The organism is Sporosarcina sp. E16_3 (assembly GCF_017347125.1).
Taxonomy (GTDB): Bacteria; Bacillota; Bacilli; order Bacillales_A; family Planococcaceae; genus Sporosarcina.
On the sequence record NZ_JADPRX010000001.1, the window covers coordinates 98,071 to 113,061 of the forward strand.

At 41.1% G+C, this 14,991-nt stretch carries 16 protein-coding genes, 1 pseudogene and 1 other annotated feature; of the genes and pseudogenes, 14 read left to right on the forward strand and 3 right to left on the reverse strand.

Translation table 11 applies throughout. From position 1 onward, the window contains the following. Positions 1 to 62 precede the first annotated feature (62 nt). Positions 63 to 503: a BrxA/BrxB family bacilliredoxin gene (locus tag I2483_RS00485; protein ID WP_186670695.1), complete on the forward strand. Its 441-nt coding sequence runs from the start codon at positions 63 to 65 to the stop codon at positions 501 to 503. A 175-nt stretch (positions 504 to 678) separates the two neighbouring features. Here the strand turns inward: I2483_RS00485 and prli42 are convergent, their stop codons facing one another. After that, the gene (prli42, locus tag I2483_RS00490; RefSeq protein ID WP_207150210.1) at positions 679 to 774 is read right to left on the reverse strand and encodes a stressosome-associated protein Prli42; all 96 of its coding nucleotides are present in this window, start codon (positions 772 to 774) and stop codon (positions 679 to 681) included. A 110-nt stretch (positions 775 to 884) separates the two neighbouring features. On the opposite strand from prli42, the gene mce reads away from it, so the two are divergent. The 6 genes from mce (at position 885) to rnz (ending at position 6,899) form a co-directional block, all read left to right on the forward strand. Then, entirely contained in the window at positions 885 to 1,295 is a 411-nt protein-coding gene (gene mce / locus I2483_RS00495) for a methylmalonyl-CoA epimerase (RefSeq protein ID WP_207173156.1), read from the forward strand. Positions 1,296 to 1,299: 4 nt separating this feature from the next. Then, positions 1,300 to 2,847 (forward strand): acyl-CoA carboxylase subunit beta, encoded by a 1,548-nt coding sequence (locus tag I2483_RS00500; RefSeq protein ID WP_207173157.1) that lies wholly within the window; start codon positions 1,300 to 1,302, stop codon positions 2,845 to 2,847. Positions 2,848 to 2,865: 18 nt separating this feature from the next. Beyond that, positions 2,866 to 3,987 (forward strand): M20/M25/M40 family metallo-hydrolase, encoded by a 1,122-nt coding sequence (locus I2483_RS00505; protein WP_207173158.1) that lies wholly within the window; start codon positions 2,866 to 2,868, stop codon positions 3,985 to 3,987. A gap of 15 nt (positions 3,988 to 4,002) precedes the next feature. Continuing rightward, the gene (locus I2483_RS00510; protein WP_207173159.1) at positions 4,003 to 4,479 is read left to right on the forward strand and encodes a chemotaxis protein CheW; all 477 of its coding nucleotides are present in this window, start codon (positions 4,003 to 4,005) and stop codon (positions 4,477 to 4,479) included. A 280-nt stretch (positions 4,480 to 4,759) separates the two neighbouring features. Then, on the forward strand, positions 4,760 to 5,944 hold the full coding sequence (locus tag I2483_RS00515) for a DNA polymerase IV (RefSeq protein ID WP_346267673.1): 1,185 nt from the start codon (positions 4,760 to 4,762) through the stop codon (positions 5,942 to 5,944). Between the two features lie 16 nt (positions 5,945 to 5,960). Then, positions 5,961 to 6,899 carry a ribonuclease Z gene (gene rnz, locus I2483_RS00520; protein WP_207173160.1) on the forward strand — a complete coding sequence of 313 codons (939 nt, stop codon included), beginning with the start codon at positions 5,961 to 5,963 and terminating at the stop codon, positions 6,897 to 6,899. A gap of 138 nt (positions 6,900 to 7,037) precedes the next feature. On the opposite strand, the gene I2483_RS00525 is transcribed toward rnz, so the two are convergent. Further along, on the reverse strand, positions 7,038 to 7,571 hold the full coding sequence (locus I2483_RS00525; protein ID WP_255550000.1) for a YbaK/EbsC family protein: 534 nt from the start codon (positions 7,569 to 7,571) through the stop codon (positions 7,038 to 7,040). Positions 7,572 to 7,704: 133 nt separating this feature from the next. On the opposite strand from I2483_RS00525, the gene I2483_RS00530 reads away from it, so the two are divergent. Next, on the forward strand, positions 7,705 to 8,778 hold the full coding sequence (locus I2483_RS00530) for an alpha/beta fold hydrolase (RefSeq protein ID WP_255550231.1): 1,074 nt from the start codon (positions 7,705 to 7,707) through the stop codon (positions 8,776 to 8,778). 165 nt (positions 8,779 to 8,943) lie between these two features. On the opposite strand, the gene namA is transcribed toward I2483_RS00530, so the two are convergent. Next, positions 8,944 to 9,963 (reverse strand): NADPH dehydrogenase NamA, encoded by a 1,020-nt coding sequence (gene namA, locus I2483_RS00535; RefSeq protein WP_207173162.1) that lies wholly within the window; start codon positions 9,961 to 9,963, stop codon positions 8,944 to 8,946. Between the two features lie 368 nt (positions 9,964 to 10,331). On the opposite strand from namA, the gene I2483_RS00540 reads away from it, so the two are divergent. From I2483_RS00540 to copZ, 6 genes and pseudogenes are all read left to right on the forward strand, one after another. Further along, complete coding sequence (locus I2483_RS00540; RefSeq protein ID WP_207173163.1) at positions 10,332 to 10,778, forward strand: GatB/YqeY domain-containing protein; 447 nt, start codon at positions 10,332 to 10,334, stop codon at positions 10,776 to 10,778. A 213-nt stretch (positions 10,779 to 10,991) separates the two neighbouring features. Continuing rightward, positions 10,992 to 11,260: a binding site (T-box leader), on the forward strand. A 52-nt stretch (positions 11,261 to 11,312) separates the two neighbouring features. Further along, entirely contained in the window at positions 11,313 to 12,944 is a 1,632-nt protein-coding gene (gene metG / locus I2483_RS00545) for a methionine--tRNA ligase (protein ID WP_207173164.1), read from the forward strand. Between the two features lie 284 nt (positions 12,945 to 13,228). Next, positions 13,229 to 13,408 (forward strand): annotated as a pseudogene (locus I2483_RS00550) (HAD hydrolase family protein); the annotation flags it as partial. 9 nt (positions 13,409 to 13,417) lie between these two features. Then, positions 13,418 to 13,879 carry a DinB family protein gene (locus tag I2483_RS00555; RefSeq protein ID WP_255550232.1) on the forward strand — a complete coding sequence of 154 codons (462 nt, stop codon included), beginning with the start codon at positions 13,418 to 13,420 and terminating at the stop codon, positions 13,877 to 13,879. 533 nt (positions 13,880 to 14,412) lie between these two features. Further along, positions 14,413 to 14,700 (forward strand): metal-sensitive transcriptional regulator, encoded by a 288-nt coding sequence (locus tag I2483_RS00560; RefSeq protein ID WP_207173166.1) that lies wholly within the window; start codon positions 14,413 to 14,415, stop codon positions 14,698 to 14,700. Positions 14,701 to 14,776: 76 nt separating this feature from the next. Continuing rightward, positions 14,777 to 14,977, forward strand: coding sequence for a copper chaperone CopZ (gene copZ, locus I2483_RS00565; protein WP_207173167.1), 201 nt, complete (start codon positions 14,777 to 14,779; stop codon positions 14,975 to 14,977). Positions 14,978 to 14,991: the final 14 nt, after the last annotated feature.

Consider the following 14,991-nt stretch of genomic DNA (forward strand, 5'->3'; position numbering starts at 1 on the left):
TTTGCAGGAAACTCGCTGTCCTGCTATGATAAAGAAGTAAATAGAGAGGGGTTTGATTATACATGAATATGAATTTTGATCTTTATATGAATGATATCCTTAAAACAGCACGTGCGGAGATGGAAGCTGGTGGATATGAGCAGCTGACAACGCCTGAGCTTGTGGAAGATGCTTTTAAACGCCCGGGCACGACACTTGTTATGGTGAATTCAGTTTGTGGTTGTGCAGGCGGTATTGCACGTCCAGCGGCTGCACATGCAGTACATTATGACAAACGTCCGGATCACTTAGTAACTGTATTTGCAGGACAAGACAAAGAAGCAACAGCACAAGCACGTATGCTATTCGGAGAAGATCACTTGCCTTCTTCACCATCATTCGTACTGATGAAAGATGGCAAGATGGTAGCTGAAGTTGGACGTTATGAAATCGAAGGACATGATCCAATGTCCGTTGTAACAAACCTACAAAGCCAGTTCGAGGACTATTGCGAAGAACTGTAAGAAAAGTGTAGTGCGCCTGCAAGTGGACACAGCCTAAGTTCGCCACGTCGTGTGGCAACGGCTACGTAACTCACATCCTGTGAGTCTCCAAATGTCTGGCGCACGGAAGCTAGACATAATAAGTGAAAAACAGTCCGTACGTGCTAGTTGCACATACGGACTGTTTTTTGTTTTTTTACATAATCATACTAAGGCCAAACATAACACTTGATGCAAGCATTGCGCCAACCATTACTAAAACGATAACTTTTTGTACTTTAGGGTTGCTCATTAGTCAAAACTCCTTAAGCTTAATAGTTCTATTTTAACAGAATTTATGAATATCACAACATATAGTCGTTTTAATGAGGTAAAATGTACAATAGGGGGAGGGGAATTGGTATGCAAAAAGTAGACCATGTTGGAATTGCTGTGAATAGTATCGATGTATCACTAGACTATTACATACATACGCTCGGGCTTACGCTTTTAGCAGTTGAAGAAGTCGTCAGTCAGAACGTGCGCGTCGCATTCATTGACGCCGGGAATATTAAGCTTGAATTATTGGAACCACTGGGGGAAGATGGGCCAATTGCCAAATTTATCAATAAACGCGGCGAAGGTGTTCATCATATCGCATTTGGCGTGACGGATATTCGTTCAAGAATGGCTGAACTGCGAGAAAAAGGCGTACAATTACTTCAAGAAGAACCCAAACTGGGTGCTGGAGGGGCCGAAGTTGCGTTCCTTCATCCTAAATCATCATTCGGTGTTTTGTATGAGCTATGTGATAAAAGCGGTAAAGGGGACTGACAAAATGGATATCTATGATAAAATTAATGAATTGTATGATAAAAAAAGAGTGATTGAACTTGGTGGCGGAGACGAGCGAATTGCTAAACAGCATGAAAAAGGAAAATTGACAGCAAGAGAACGAATTGACCTGCTCCTAGATCCGAATTCATTTGTTGAATTAAACCCGTTCGTTGTCCACCGTACGCGTGATTTCGGTATGGACAAGCAAGTAGGTCCTGGTGACGGCGTGGTGACAGGGTACGGAAAAATTAACGGAAGGCCGATTTATTTATTCTCACAAGATTTCACTGTTTTCGGAGGTGCACTTGGGGAGATGCATGCGATGAAAATCGCCAATGTCATGGATCTAGCAGCTAAAAATGGCGCACCATTCATCGGATTGAATGATTCGGGTGGAGCACGGATTCAAGAAGGTGTCGTTTCACTTGACGGGTATGGTGAAATTTTCTATCGTAACGCTATCTACTCCGGTGTTATTCCGCAAATATCGGTCATTCTTGGGCCTTGTGCAGGCGGCGCAGTTTATTCGCCAGCCATCACAGATTTTGTATTTATGACAGATGAAACGAGCCAGATGTTTATTACAGGACCGAAAGTAATTGAGACGGTTACTGGAGAGAAAATATCGTCAGAAGATCTTGGCGGTTCTAAAGTACATAACTCGATTAGCGGGAATGCCCATTTCAGAGGTAAAGATGAGAAGACAGTTCTAGAAAATGTTAGAAAATTACTTGCATATTTACCGCAAAACAATACGGAAAAACCGCCAATCGTGGCTTATAATGAAGCAGATGATTACCGCGGAAACTTGGCAGATGTCGTGCCGTATGAAACAATTCGCCCATATGACATTCGGCGTGTTATCGAACAAGTCGTCGACACGGACTCTTTCATGGAAGTTCAAGCTGAATTTGCAAGAAATGCTGTCGTCGGATTGGCCCGTATGAAAGGTGAACCGGTCGGCCTCGTTTGTAACCAGCCGAAAGTTATGGCTGGGGGGCTCGATATTGATTCATCCGATAAAATTGCACGTTTCATCCGATTCTGTGACTCTTTCAATATTCCAATCATTACGTTTGAAGATGTGACTGGGTTCTTCCCAGGCATTAAACAAGAGCATGGTGGTATAATTCGCCACGGTGCAAAAATTTTGTATGCTTATTCGGAAGCAACTGTGCCAAAAATAACGGTTATTCTTCGAAAGGCATTTGGCGGTGCTTATGTTGCACTGAACTCCAAATCAATCGGAGCGGATATTGTCTATGCTTGGCCAAATGCTGAAATTGCAGTTATGGGTGCGCAAGGCGCTGCAAATATCATCTTTGCCAGAGAAATTGCCAATAGCGAAGATCCGGAAGCAATGCGTGCAGAAAAAATCGAGGAGTACCGAGAGAAATTCTCAAATCCTTACGTTGCGGCATCACACGGCATGGTCGATGACGTTATTGATCCGCGTGAAACACGTATTAAACTATTGCAAGCACTTGACATGATGCGCAACAAACAAGAAACTAGACCGAAGAAGAAACACGGTAATATGCCGTTATAATTAAGGGGATGCTTTATAATGAATAAACAAAGACTGCTCGAAGAATTTTTTGAACTTGTACAAATTGATTCTGAAACGAAAAACGAACGCGCCATTGCCGATGTTTTAACACTAAAAATGGAAGCTCTAGGTTTTGACGTTGAGGAAGATGATTCTGACGATCGGACTGGACATGGTGCAGGTAACTTAATTGCGACGCTCAAAGGGACTGCTGAAGGCATCGACGCCATCTATTTCACGTGTCATATGGACACTGTTGTTCCAGGTCAAAGTATTAAACCTGAATTGCGTGAAGACGGTTATGTCTATTCTGATGGTACGACAATTCTTGGCGCAGATGATAAAGCGGGAATTGCTGCCCTATTTGAAATGGTACGTACGTTGAAAGAAAGCGGTAAGCCACATGGCGACATTCAGTTTATTATTACAGCTGGCGAAGAAAGTGGCCTAGTCGGCGCGAAAGAGATGGATGCGTCATTGATTACAGCGAAATACGGCTATGCTGTCGACAGTGACCAAAAAGTAGGCGGCATTGTAACTTCTGCACCGTTCCAAGCGAAATTATGGACGACAATCCATGGCAAAACAGCACATGCTGGCGTTGCACCTGAAAAAGGAGTTTCTGCCATCAATATCGCGGCGAAATCGATTGCTGCAATGTCACTGGGTCGCATTGACTCAGAAACAACTGCTAATATCGGACGCTTTGAAGGTGGACAAGCAACGAATATTGTCTGTGATGAAGTGCGTATTTTAGCGGAAGCAAGATCTATCAATCAAGAAAAGCTCAATGAACAAACCGAACATATGATTCGTACATTTGAGCGGACTGCTGAACTAATGGGCGGAACAGCTGAAACAGAAGTTCAGCTTATGTATCCCGGATTTAGTTTTGAAGAAGATGCAGAAGTCGTGCAAACGGCGTTGACAGCCATCAACAATATCGGACTGACGCCAGAGCTAATGACGAGCGGCGGTGGAAGCGACGGTAATGTATTCAACGGCGCAGGTATCCCAACAGTTACATTAGCTGTCGGTTACGAAGAAATTCACACGAAAAATGAACGGATGCCGGTTGAAGAGTTGAACAAGCTGACAGAACTTTTGCTTGAAATCGTCCATGTAACAGCGAATAAGTAAAAGGAGGGGGATAGAATGAGTGATTTAAAAGCAGTTATTGTCCAGTGTGGTAACGAGGAATACGCGATTGCTGTTGATGCCGTCGTGTCAATCGAGCGTCTCGAACAAGTAAACCCGATTCCACATCTACCCGACTATATGCTTGGACTTATGCGGATTCGTGGAGAACTCGTTCCGATTCTGGATTTTGAACAGATTCTTTATGGTAAAACTGCAAAAGGATTTGAAGATGCACGTGTTGTGGTAGTTCAGACTGGAAGCTTGTTCATGGGACTCCTTGTACTGGATGCGAAAGAAATTCTTGATATACCAGAAAGTGCATTAACGTCTTCAGGACTTATGGCGTACTCAAGAACACCGTATTTCACAACAATCGCAAATTTGGAAAACAGAATGATTACAGTTGTTGACCCTGAGATTTTATCCCAAACGCTTGCTGGGATGGATAAAATCGGCGAGTACGTCGAAGCACAACTAGCACAAGAAAAGTAATGCGTAGGCCGGGCAGTGTCATCTGTCCGGTTTTTGCATGTTAGGTAAGACAGTATAAGTTTTTTTGATCTGTAACGTTGTCTATGCTTCAGGCGCCAGCCGCTCGGAGGCCCACAGGATGTGGGTCATGTAGCTGTTGCCGCAGGACGCGGCGTACTTAGGCTAGGTTCCTTGAAAGCAATCCAGCTATGTGGCAAAGAGCGCCACGTCGCTGGATCGACTTATGCCTGTCGCGTCTAGCGGGCGCCTTACGCTTTTCATCAAAGGAGGGGATTATGTCGTGACAACGGATGGTGAATCGCAAGTAAAGGTCATTCTTCATCTTGATATGAATAGTTTTTTCGCATCCGTTGAACAAGCCCATGACCCTTCCTTGAAAGGTATCCCAATGGCGGTTGCCGGTAATCCAAAAGCACGGAAAGGCATCCTTGTGACGTGTTCCTACGAAGCGAGAGCGCTTGGCATTTACACGACGATGACCGTCGGCGAGGCGAAGCGATTATGTCCCGGTCTTTTAATTGTCCCGCCCGACTTCGAAAAGTATCGGATTGCTTCGTCTGCGGTTTTCGATTTGTTACGAACCTTCACAGACCTTGTGGAACCGGTGTCAATTGATGAGGCGTATATCGATATTACGGCAATTGGCGGATTGACCAATGCTGTGAATATTGCATCCGCTATGCAACAACGCCTTTTACAGGAGCTCGACCTACCTTGTTCAATTGGTATTGCGCCGAATAAGTTTCTTGCAAAGACTGCCTCCGATATGAAAAAGCCAATGGGTATCACGATTTTACGGAAGAGGGAAATCGAGTCAATCTTGTGGCCGCTTCCGGTTATTGAAATGCATGGAATTGGGAAGAGTACAGAGAAAAAGATGAATGAGTTAGGCCTTTACACAATCGGGGATTTGGCAACAACAGATGAAATTACCATTAAATCTTCTTTTGGGAAACACGGCATCAGTCTACACCAACGTGCAAATGGTATTGACTACCGTCTTGTAGACCCTGAAGCTGCCGATGAACGAAAAAGTTTCGGCAGCTCAACTACATTAACTGTAGATGAAACTGATTTGGATGAATGCCTGAGGGTTTTCAAATGGCTGGCGTCCAAAGTAGCTAACCGTCTTGATAATAGACAATTAGCCGGTACAGTCGTTATGATCCAGATACGTACAGCCGACTGGCGTAATCATTCGCGTAGCCGAACAGTCCTTAATCCTCTTTATAAAGAACAAGACATTTACAAAGAAGCTGCAGATTTGTTTACAAGGCATTGGGATGGCGAACCGATTCGACTTCTTGGTATTACTGTTTCAAATGTGGTTATGATGAATGAACTACATGAACAGCTATCCATTTATAACTTTGAAAAACATGCGAAAGAAGAGACAATGGATACTTTGCTTTCGCAGTTAGAACGAAAATTCGGTCCCGGAACAGTGAAGCGGGGCATGAAATGAAAGGTGGATATCCGTTATGGAACTACAATTTTTAGGGACAGGTGCGGGTATGCCCTCCAAAATGCGTAATACTTCAGCCGTCATTTTGAATTTGTCGGCCGAAGGGGTAGGGTACTGGTTATTCGATTGTGGAGAAGCGACGCAACACCAGCTATTACATACATCGCTAAAACCACGAAAAATCGGCAAGATATTTATCACACATCTGCACGGCGATCATATTTTCGGATTGCCGGGATTGATAGGCTCGCGTTCATTCCTCGGTGGTGAGGAACGACTTGATATTTACGGGCCTTCCGGATTGGATGAATGGCTGAAGACAACGTTGCGCGTGACCAACACACATTTAAACTATGAACTAATTGTTCATGAAATTGGAGAAGGCGTTGTTTTTGAAGATGCCGATTATCGTGTAACCGCTAAAAGATTACAGCATATTATCCCGTGTTTAGGTTATCGGATTGAGCAAAAGCCGCTTCCGGGAAAATTACTCATCGCCAAGGCGAAAGAAGCTGGTGTACCAAATGGTCCGCTACTGAAACAGTTGAAGAGCGGAGAAGATGTGGTATTAGAGGACGGGCGAGTTATTGTCAGTTCGGACGTCACTGGGGAACCGCAAGAAGGATTTACGGTTGCCATTCTAGGGGATACCAATTATTGTTCCGCTGCAGTTGAACTGGCGCAAGACGTGGATATTCTCGTTCACGAGGCTACGTTCGATATAGATACGGGAAATCTGGCGAAAGAATATGGCCATTCAACAATCGGTGATGCAGCACGGGTAGCGCAAGAAGCCGGAGCGAAAACGCTTATTGCCAATCATATTAGTGCGCGTTTCATGCCCAGCGACGTGGCGCAATTGCAGAAACAAGGGGAAGCCATTTTCCCTGCACTTCATATCGCGGACGATTTCTCACGTTTCGAATGGAAAAACGGCGAAGTTATTCGAGACTAAATGGACAATAGTAGTTATTAAGGTTGTTTCCGTCCGTTATAACTACTTGAATAGCGCAATGCTTTCGTCAAAAATAGGTAAGTAATAACCCGATTCTACCCACTGCTGGGGAATCGGGTTTAGTTTATTTATTAAACATTAGTTCACAGAAACAACTTGTCCTTTTGTCATATTCTCCAATTCATCAGGTGTTAATTGAAACACGGCTTTTGGGTGTCCAGCAGCAGCCCAGATTGTGTCATACCGGAAAAGGTCTTCGTCAATTAAGGTTAGTATGGGGTTTTTATGCCCTAATGGAGGAACACCGCCAATAACAAATCCAGTGGATTCGCGGACAAAATCAGCATCGGCTTTACCTAGTTTGTCATTTAGTATTTGAGCAACTAGTTTCTCATCAATACGATTGACCCCACTTGCAACGACCAATAGCGGCTGGTTCGTGCTTTTTAGTTTGAAAATAATTGATTTAGCAATCTGTGCGACCCCACACCCCAAGGCATTCGCCGCTTCTTGAGCAGTGCGAGCACTGTCCGTCAATTTGACCACCTCGTTTGGATGTCCTAATTCCAGTAGTTTCTCTTGGACTTGCTGAACACTTATCATTACGTTCCGCATTGATCCCAACCCTTTCAAACGTTTCGATTCATCTCGAATAATTAGTTTTTTGTTCAATAGACACTATTCTACACGATGATAAACTTTTCCTCTATTTTTCTTAGTTTCGTGAGTGTTACTGTTTATAGGATAGGCTAAAAGTGTATAGTTAGGGTATGTAATTAATGGAAAGAGTGATTGCTTTATCGTGATGCTTACTAAACAAAAACGTTTCCGGTACTTATTGCTTTTCTTATGCCTACCCATCCTTGCGTTTATTTTTCCTTCTTGGACTCCTCGAATTAGAGATGAAAGCAGAGCACTGCTGCCAAATAGTGTCTCTACGCTTGAACAAATTGAACTCGGCGGTATTAAACAGTCGGTCCTTATTCGCGGAAATGATCAGCGTAATCCTATTTTATTATTCCTTCATGGCGGACCTGGCTACTCTCAAATCGCTTATGCACGACAATATCAAAGGGATTTGGAAAAGGATTTCATCGTCGTCAATTGGGATCAACGGGGTTCTGGAAAATCTTATCATTGGAATCTAACACATGGAGATTTACACATCGGCAATCTAGTTGAAGACACACTCGAACTAACAAAGTACCTGGAACATAAATTTAACCAATCCAAAATTTTTATAGTCGGGCATTCTTGGGGAAGTATGTTAGCAACATGGACAGTTCAACAATATCCAGAACATTTCTATGCGTATATAGGAATAGGACAAGTTGCAGATGCTCCTTTTGGTGAACATTTGTCGTATCAATTTGCACTTGATGAAGCAATAAAACGAAACAATGCTGAAGCGATAAAAGAGCTTGAAAGCATTGGACCACCCCCATATAAGCATTATAGTAAAGTTACAAGGCTAGAGCAGAAGTGGATTACTGATTTTGGAGGCGCCGAACGCAACAGTCATACGCAGAAAGAACTGATTAAAGGGATATTTCTGGCACCTGAATATACCTGGACTGATGGAATACGCATGGCATTCGGTAGCCGGTTGTCGAAAAATGCAATACTGCCTCAAATTCAGTATTCGAACTTCTTTAAAACTGTTCCGACTTTAAGCATTCCTGTTTACCTCTGCATGGGAAGGTATGATTATATAACGCCATCTGAAGATGCTTACAATTACTATGAAAAGTTAGACGCACCTGAAAAACTGTTTATATGGTTTGAGGAATCTGCACACTTCCCACATTTCGAAGAGATGGAGAAATTCCATACGCTAATGATCACCATTAAAGAGCAGACTCTAGGAGCGTCACACTAAAAAACGCAGTAGCGCCAACCCCTATTAGCGTTGGCACTACTGCGTTTTTGTTGTCTAGGAAATTATAAATCCTCGTACTGTGGATAAGTTGTAATGTGAAGATTTTCCGTCAGACTCCTCGAGTTGCTTCAGTCTAGGCTGAATAGGCGCTTGCGCTTTTGTACTTTAAAACATCCAGCCTCGCTCATACTGTTTCGGTGACTGAATCTCAACACGAAGGTCTTTTGCCGCTGTATATGCCCAGTACGGGTCGCGCAGTAGCTCCCGTGCCAGCAAAATCATATCGGCACGGCCATTTTTCAAGATTTCTTCTGCTTGGATACCAGTAGTGATCAAGCCAACGGCACCTGTTGCTATATCGGCACCTTCTTTAATTGTTTCCGAAAATTTCACTTGATAGCCAGGGAATGCATCAATTGCGGCTGGTACGACCGCCCCAGAACTGACATCAATTAGATCGATGCCTTGCTCTTTCATCCACTTCGCCATTTCGACGTATGCAACCGACGTCATGCCCCCGTCAGTGTAATCATGCGCGGATATTCGGACGAAAAGGGGACCTTCCCAAACGGAACGTACTGCGTCGATAATTTCACGTAACAAGCGATAGCGGTTTTCTGCAGTGCCACCGTAATCATCCGTCCGTTTATTTGATAATGGAGACAGGAATTCATTAATAAGATAGCCATGTGCACCATGAAGTTCAATTACATCGAACCCGGCTTTCTTCGCACGGATTGCACCATCCTTGAATGCTTGCACGGTCGTTTTTATATCGTCTTTAGTCATTTCAACAGGCGATTTATACTTGTCATTGAATGCAATTGAGGAAGGTGCATAAATATCGCCATCAACTGTCGCTTTGCGTCCGGCATGTGCGAGCTGAATCCCCGTTTTAGCACCATGCTGTTGCATAAGACGGACCACTTCTGTTAAGCCTTCAATATGATCATCGCTCCAGATGCCAAGATCTTGTGCAGAAATACGCCCCGCAGGTTGTACGGCTGTCGCCTCAACGATAATCAAGCCAACTTGACCGACTGCACGTGTGGCATAATGTATTTTATGCCAATCTTCAATCATTCCATCTTCGTTATGGCTCGAATACATACACATCGGCGACATAACGATACGGTTTTTAAATTTAACATTGCGTATTGAAAATGGTTCAAATAACTTTGCCATATTCTTAACCCCCTTAATGATTAACACGATTAGTATAACAAAGGCGTGAGCATAAGGCAGGGGTCTCGACTTGAAAAAGGTGCCTGGCACTAACACAGTTTGGAATTGTATTTGTAGCAGTCTACTTAAAAATATATGGTTTTAGTAAAATAAAAAAGCAATCGATGTATAATTTTTATTTTAATTATATGATTCATCTGACACATTAAAGAAATTCAAGTATGGAAAATTAGGCTGCAAAGAATTGAGAATCGTTTGTTTTGAATGGATACAGGCACAATTCACTATCTTTTTCAAAAGTAATGAATGTAGGATATAATTAAATACAGGAATAGGTAGAATATGAATTAGAAGAGGGAGTTTTTAAAATGACGCTTAAACAACAACTAAAGGATTCAATGAAAGAAGCCATGAAAGCGAAAAACAAAGAAGAGTTAACAAGTATTCGCTTAGTTTTAAGTACGATTCAAAAAAAAGAAATTGATAAAAATGATGGTAAAGAGCTTAGCGATGAGGAAATTATGCAGATTGTCCAAACGGAAATTAAGCAAACTCAGGAGTCTCTGATGTACGCGAAACAATCTAATAAGGATGAGATGATAATTAATCTTGAAAATCGAATTCAGTTTCTTACATTATATCTACCTGCGCAGCTTAGCGAAGATGAAGTTAAAACAATTATAAAAAATATTATCGAAACGAATGGTTTTTCCGGTAAGCAAGATATGGGCAAAGTGATGGGACTTGCAATGTCTGAACTAAAAGGCAAAACCGATGGAAGTTTAATCAGCAAAGTTGTAAAAATGTTGTTGTAGTATAAAAAATCAATAATTAATCGCTACAAGACGGGTATAGAAGAACAAATAATAATTAGGTCTTAAATAAATTAGACGTTGTGAATGAAATCATCCTATGTAGTATATCGCTGACGTTGTGCTACACGTATGGTTAACTTGAACAACGAAATACGTTTATTTATTATTTGCATTTATTTACGTACTTCTCTATAATCAATTCAAACCTTATACTAAACGGCGATGACGAGGAAAAGTAATGAGACGATGTTATATAGAGAGCTTCTGTTGGTGGAAATGAAGCAAACTAGTCTGATGAACATGATCTCCGAGCTTTGCACTGAAAATCTGCGGATGAGTAGGCTGCAACAAGATTTGGCACTTGTTACAAATGTCAAAGTATACTCGCATGATTTGTAGCGACGTACTTACTAAGACAAGTGGTGTGAGCCATTTGTGAACTAAGGTGGTACCACGAGTGAAACATCAACCTCGTCCTTATCGGATACGATAAGTGGCGGGGTTTTTTGTATGCCCTAAAAAGGAGGAATTCGATTGAGCATTTTTATTGGTGGTGCGTGGCCATATGCCAATGGGTCATTGCATTTAGGTCATATCGCAGCTTTGTTACCAGGAGATATTTTAGCGAGGTATTACCGACTAAAAGGGGAAGCCGTCTTATATGTGTCAGGAAGCGATTGTAATGGTACACCGATTTCGATTAGGGCCAATCAAGAAGGGCTAGCGATTCAAGATATCGCAGACCGCTATCATCAAGAATTTATAGAAATCTTTACAAAACTTGGATTTAGTTTTGATTTGTATTCCAGAACTGATAGTCAACAACATCATGAAGTCGTTCAGCGGATTTTCTTGCAGCTGCTTGAGAATGGATACATTTATAAAAAAGAAATTGAACAAACGTACTGTGAATTTGACCAACAATTTTTACCGGATCGGTATGTGGAGGGGGTTTGTCCAAACTGTGGGCATCCATCTCGTGGGGATCAATGTGATAGTTGTTCAACCATCCTTGATCCACTTGATTTAATTGACCGGAAGTGCAAAATTTGTGGCAATGAACCAACCACAAAAGCAACCGAACATTTCTATTTTTCATTAAGTTCATTTCAACAAGAGCTAGAAGAGCAAGTGAAGAAGGTTCGAGCAAACAAAGCATGGAGAGAAAATGCCATCCATTTATCAGAGAGGTATTTGACAGAAGGTTTACATGATCGTGCGGTGTCCAGAGATTTACCAAATGGAGTTAGTGTCCCAGTACAAGGTTATGAGGATAAAAAAGTGTACGTTTGGATTGAAGCAGTCTCAGGTTATTACTCGGCCAGTCAACAATGGGCGAATGACACTAATCAAAGTGATGAAGCTTTTTGGAATGAAAAGACCATATCTTACTATGTGCATGGAAAAGACAATATTCCCTTCCATTCAATTATTTGGCCAGCTATTTTATCAGGTATTCGAAAGGATGCTTTTCCAACGCATATCGTTTCGAACGAGTACTTAACACTAGAGAAGAAGAAACTATCGACGAGCAAAAACTGGGCTGTATGGGTTCCCTCCATTTTGGAAAGCTATAATCCCGACTCGATTCGATACTTTCTAACTGCAAATGCACCTGAAAGTAGAGACGCAGATTTTTCGTGGCGTGAATTCATTTTTAGTCATAATTCTGAGCTTCTTGGTGCTTACGGCAACCTCGTAAATCGGACGTTAAAGTTTATAGATAAGTCATTTGAAGGAGCTATTTCAGGAAACATTCATGTCGATATTGTAGAAATGATTCAATCTAGATACGGTGAAATTGGTCACTTGATTGAACAGGGTCATTTTAAACAAGCGATTGAAACGATTTTTGAAACCATTCGTTTCGGAAATAAATACTTTGATACAAAACAACCTTGGAAAGAATTTCATGAGAACAGGGAAGAGTGCGGGGACATCTTACTAACATGTGTGCATATGATCGCAAATTGTGCTCAGTTATTATCGCCATTCCTACCTTTTTCGAGTGATAAAGTGAAAGAGATGTTACATTTAGCGCCATTTACTTGGGCACCCATAGAAGAATTAGCTTATCAAACCTTTCAAGTAAGCCCTTTATTTGAACGAATCGATTTAAATCAAATTGAGATTGAATTAGAGGAGCTAAAATTGAATGCGATATAAGCAAAGGTTCGAGAGAACAACAATAACTAAACCACTATCCAACGTTGAAAGCTTCTAACATGGAGGCTTACTCCCTAGGAACGTTGATGGGGAAAATAAAATGGTGGATAAGGCTAAGCGTTTCGTCAGAAAGTCTTAACTATTAAACTATTTCACAAAATATGCATTGGACTAAACTCCCTCAAAAAAACAATTACTGCCATATTAAATGATTCTTAAATGCGCAATATTGTGATAATATCTATATATCTATGAAAGGTGGAGTTTATGATGAAAAAAATTCATTGGAGAAATCAGAGGCTATTGCGTTTGGTAATGGAGAGAATGAAATAAATACGTTGGAATTAGTAGGGCTTGGTTTGGCTATTGGGAATGAATAAATATAAACAATTGCAGATTTCGTAACTAACAAGTCAAGTGAAGACGGAATTGAGTATGCGTTGAAAAAGTATGGAGTGATTTAATTGATAAATATGTTTCAGTATAATTGGCAAATCAGAGAAGACTGGTTTAAGTGGTGTGAAACCATTTCATACGAAGAACTCACTAAAAAACGTATGGGGGGTATGCAAAGTATAATACACAATCTATTTCATGTAATTGACTGCGAACAAATATGGGTTAATCAAATGCAAGGAACACCTGTCATCATTAAAGATATAAATAGAATATCAAGCCTTAACGATGTAAGGACATTTTCTAATCTAACCAAACCAGCAACAGAGGGCTTTATTAAATCACATACATCTGAAGCTCAGGATAGGATTTTGCTGGTCAAGAATAGAAATGGTACCACTAAATCATTCTCATATGATAAAATAATTGCCCATATAACATCACATGAAATTCATCATATTGGACAATTATCTGTTTGGTCTAGAGATATAGGATTGAAACCTGTATCTTCTGATCTATTATTTAGAGATTTAATTTAGAAACCACTTACTTCACTTTTAGAGATGGTTTTTATATATCCTATTGAAAAAACCGATTCCACAATATTAAAATGTGGAATCAGTTTTTCGTTTATTTAGTAACATAACATAAATGGATTTAAATATTCGGCACTACTTATTTAGGATTAACTAGGCGGCGTATCTCACCTGTTTAACGAACAAATCTAGCGATTAAGCGGTGTTGGAAGTACAATCCATTTTTAAGGACCGACTAGATATCTATATTCTTTATCAAGCATATGAATGCAGCCAAACAATTACTAGATTCACTAAAACTTGATTGAAATCGATGAACTGGAGTTGACGGCGTTCCAGCAACTCTACATTGAGCTAGTGGAAAGTAAAGTCGCAAGAATCACGGAGCGATTTACAGTGAACACGGAAAAAAGAGAATATTCATTCATGTTCTTGCGTCGTTTTGGAGTAGATCACCTAAAAAGCGAACTCATTGACCCACTCCAAGTAAAATGCTAGTATAGGGGTACGGGGTATATGTTTAAGGAGGCGAGATCATGGAGGAATCAACAAAAACAACAGTCCAACCAAATAAACAACAGCTTCTTAACCGATTAAAACGTGTAGAAGGACAAGTAAGAGGCGTTCATCAAATGGTCGAGAATGATCGCTATTGTGTCGATATTTTGCATCAGATTAGCGCGATTCAATCGGCCATGAACAAGGTTTCTTTAGCCCTGTTAGAAGATCATACACATCACTGTGTAGTGAATGCCATTAAAGGTCAGAATGGTGATGCGGCTATTAAAGAATTGATGGCCGTTATGAAAACAATGACGAAGTAAAAAACACACCTCGCTTGACATACCTAACAGGGGTATAGTAAGTTTAGTGGAGTAACTATAACAGGAGGTTTTTAATATGAAAGAGACTTTAATAGTAGAAGGCATGTCATGTAATCATTGTGTTAATTCAATCGAAACGAGCGTTGGAGAACTTACTGGTGTTTCAACAGTCAAAGTAGATCTTGGCAATAAAGAAGTTTTAGTAGAATTTGATAATGCAACCACATTTGCGCAAATCAAAGAAACGATTGAAGAGCAAGGCTACGACCTAGCTTAACGAATAGACTTTCT

Coding starts and splice junctions, on each gene's coding strand:
- I2483_RS00485 (WP_186670695.1), top strand. CDS start 63: ATGAATATGAATTTTGATCTTTATATGAATGATATCCTTAAAACAGCA.
- prli42 (WP_207150210.1), bottom strand. CDS start 774: ATGAGCAACCCTAAAGTACAAAAAGTTATCGTTTTAGTAATGGTTGGC.
- mce (WP_207173156.1), top strand. CDS start 885: ATGCAAAAAGTAGACCATGTTGGAATTGCTGTGAATAGTATCGATGTA.
- I2483_RS00500 (WP_207173157.1), top strand. CDS start 1,300: ATGGATATCTATGATAAAATTAATGAATTGTATGATAAAAAAAGAGTG.
- I2483_RS00505 (WP_207173158.1), top strand. CDS start 2,866: ATGAATAAACAAAGACTGCTCGAAGAATTTTTTGAACTTGTACAAATT.
- I2483_RS00510 (WP_207173159.1), top strand. CDS start 4,003: ATGAGTGATTTAAAAGCAGTTATTGTCCAGTGTGGTAACGAGGAATAC.
- rnz (WP_207173160.1), top strand. CDS start 5,961: ATGGAACTACAATTTTTAGGGACAGGTGCGGGTATGCCCTCCAAAATG.
- I2483_RS00530 (WP_255550231.1), top strand. CDS start 7,705: ATGCTTACTAAACAAAAACGTTTCCGGTACTTATTGCTTTTCTTATGC.
- namA (WP_207173162.1), bottom strand. CDS start 9,963: ATGGCAAAGTTATTTGAACCATTTTCAATACGCAATGTTAAATTTAAA.
- I2483_RS00540 (WP_207173163.1), top strand. CDS start 10,332: ATGACGCTTAAACAACAACTAAAGGATTCAATGAAAGAAGCCATGAAA.
- I2483_RS00555 (WP_255550232.1), top strand. CDS start 13,418: ATGTTTCAGTATAATTGGCAAATCAGAGAAGACTGGTTTAAGTGGTGT.
- I2483_RS00560 (WP_207173166.1), top strand. CDS start 14,413: ATGGAGGAATCAACAAAAACAACAGTCCAACCAAATAAACAACAGCTT.
- copZ (WP_207173167.1), top strand. CDS start 14,777: ATGAAAGAGACTTTAATAGTAGAAGGCATGTCATGTAATCATTGTGTT.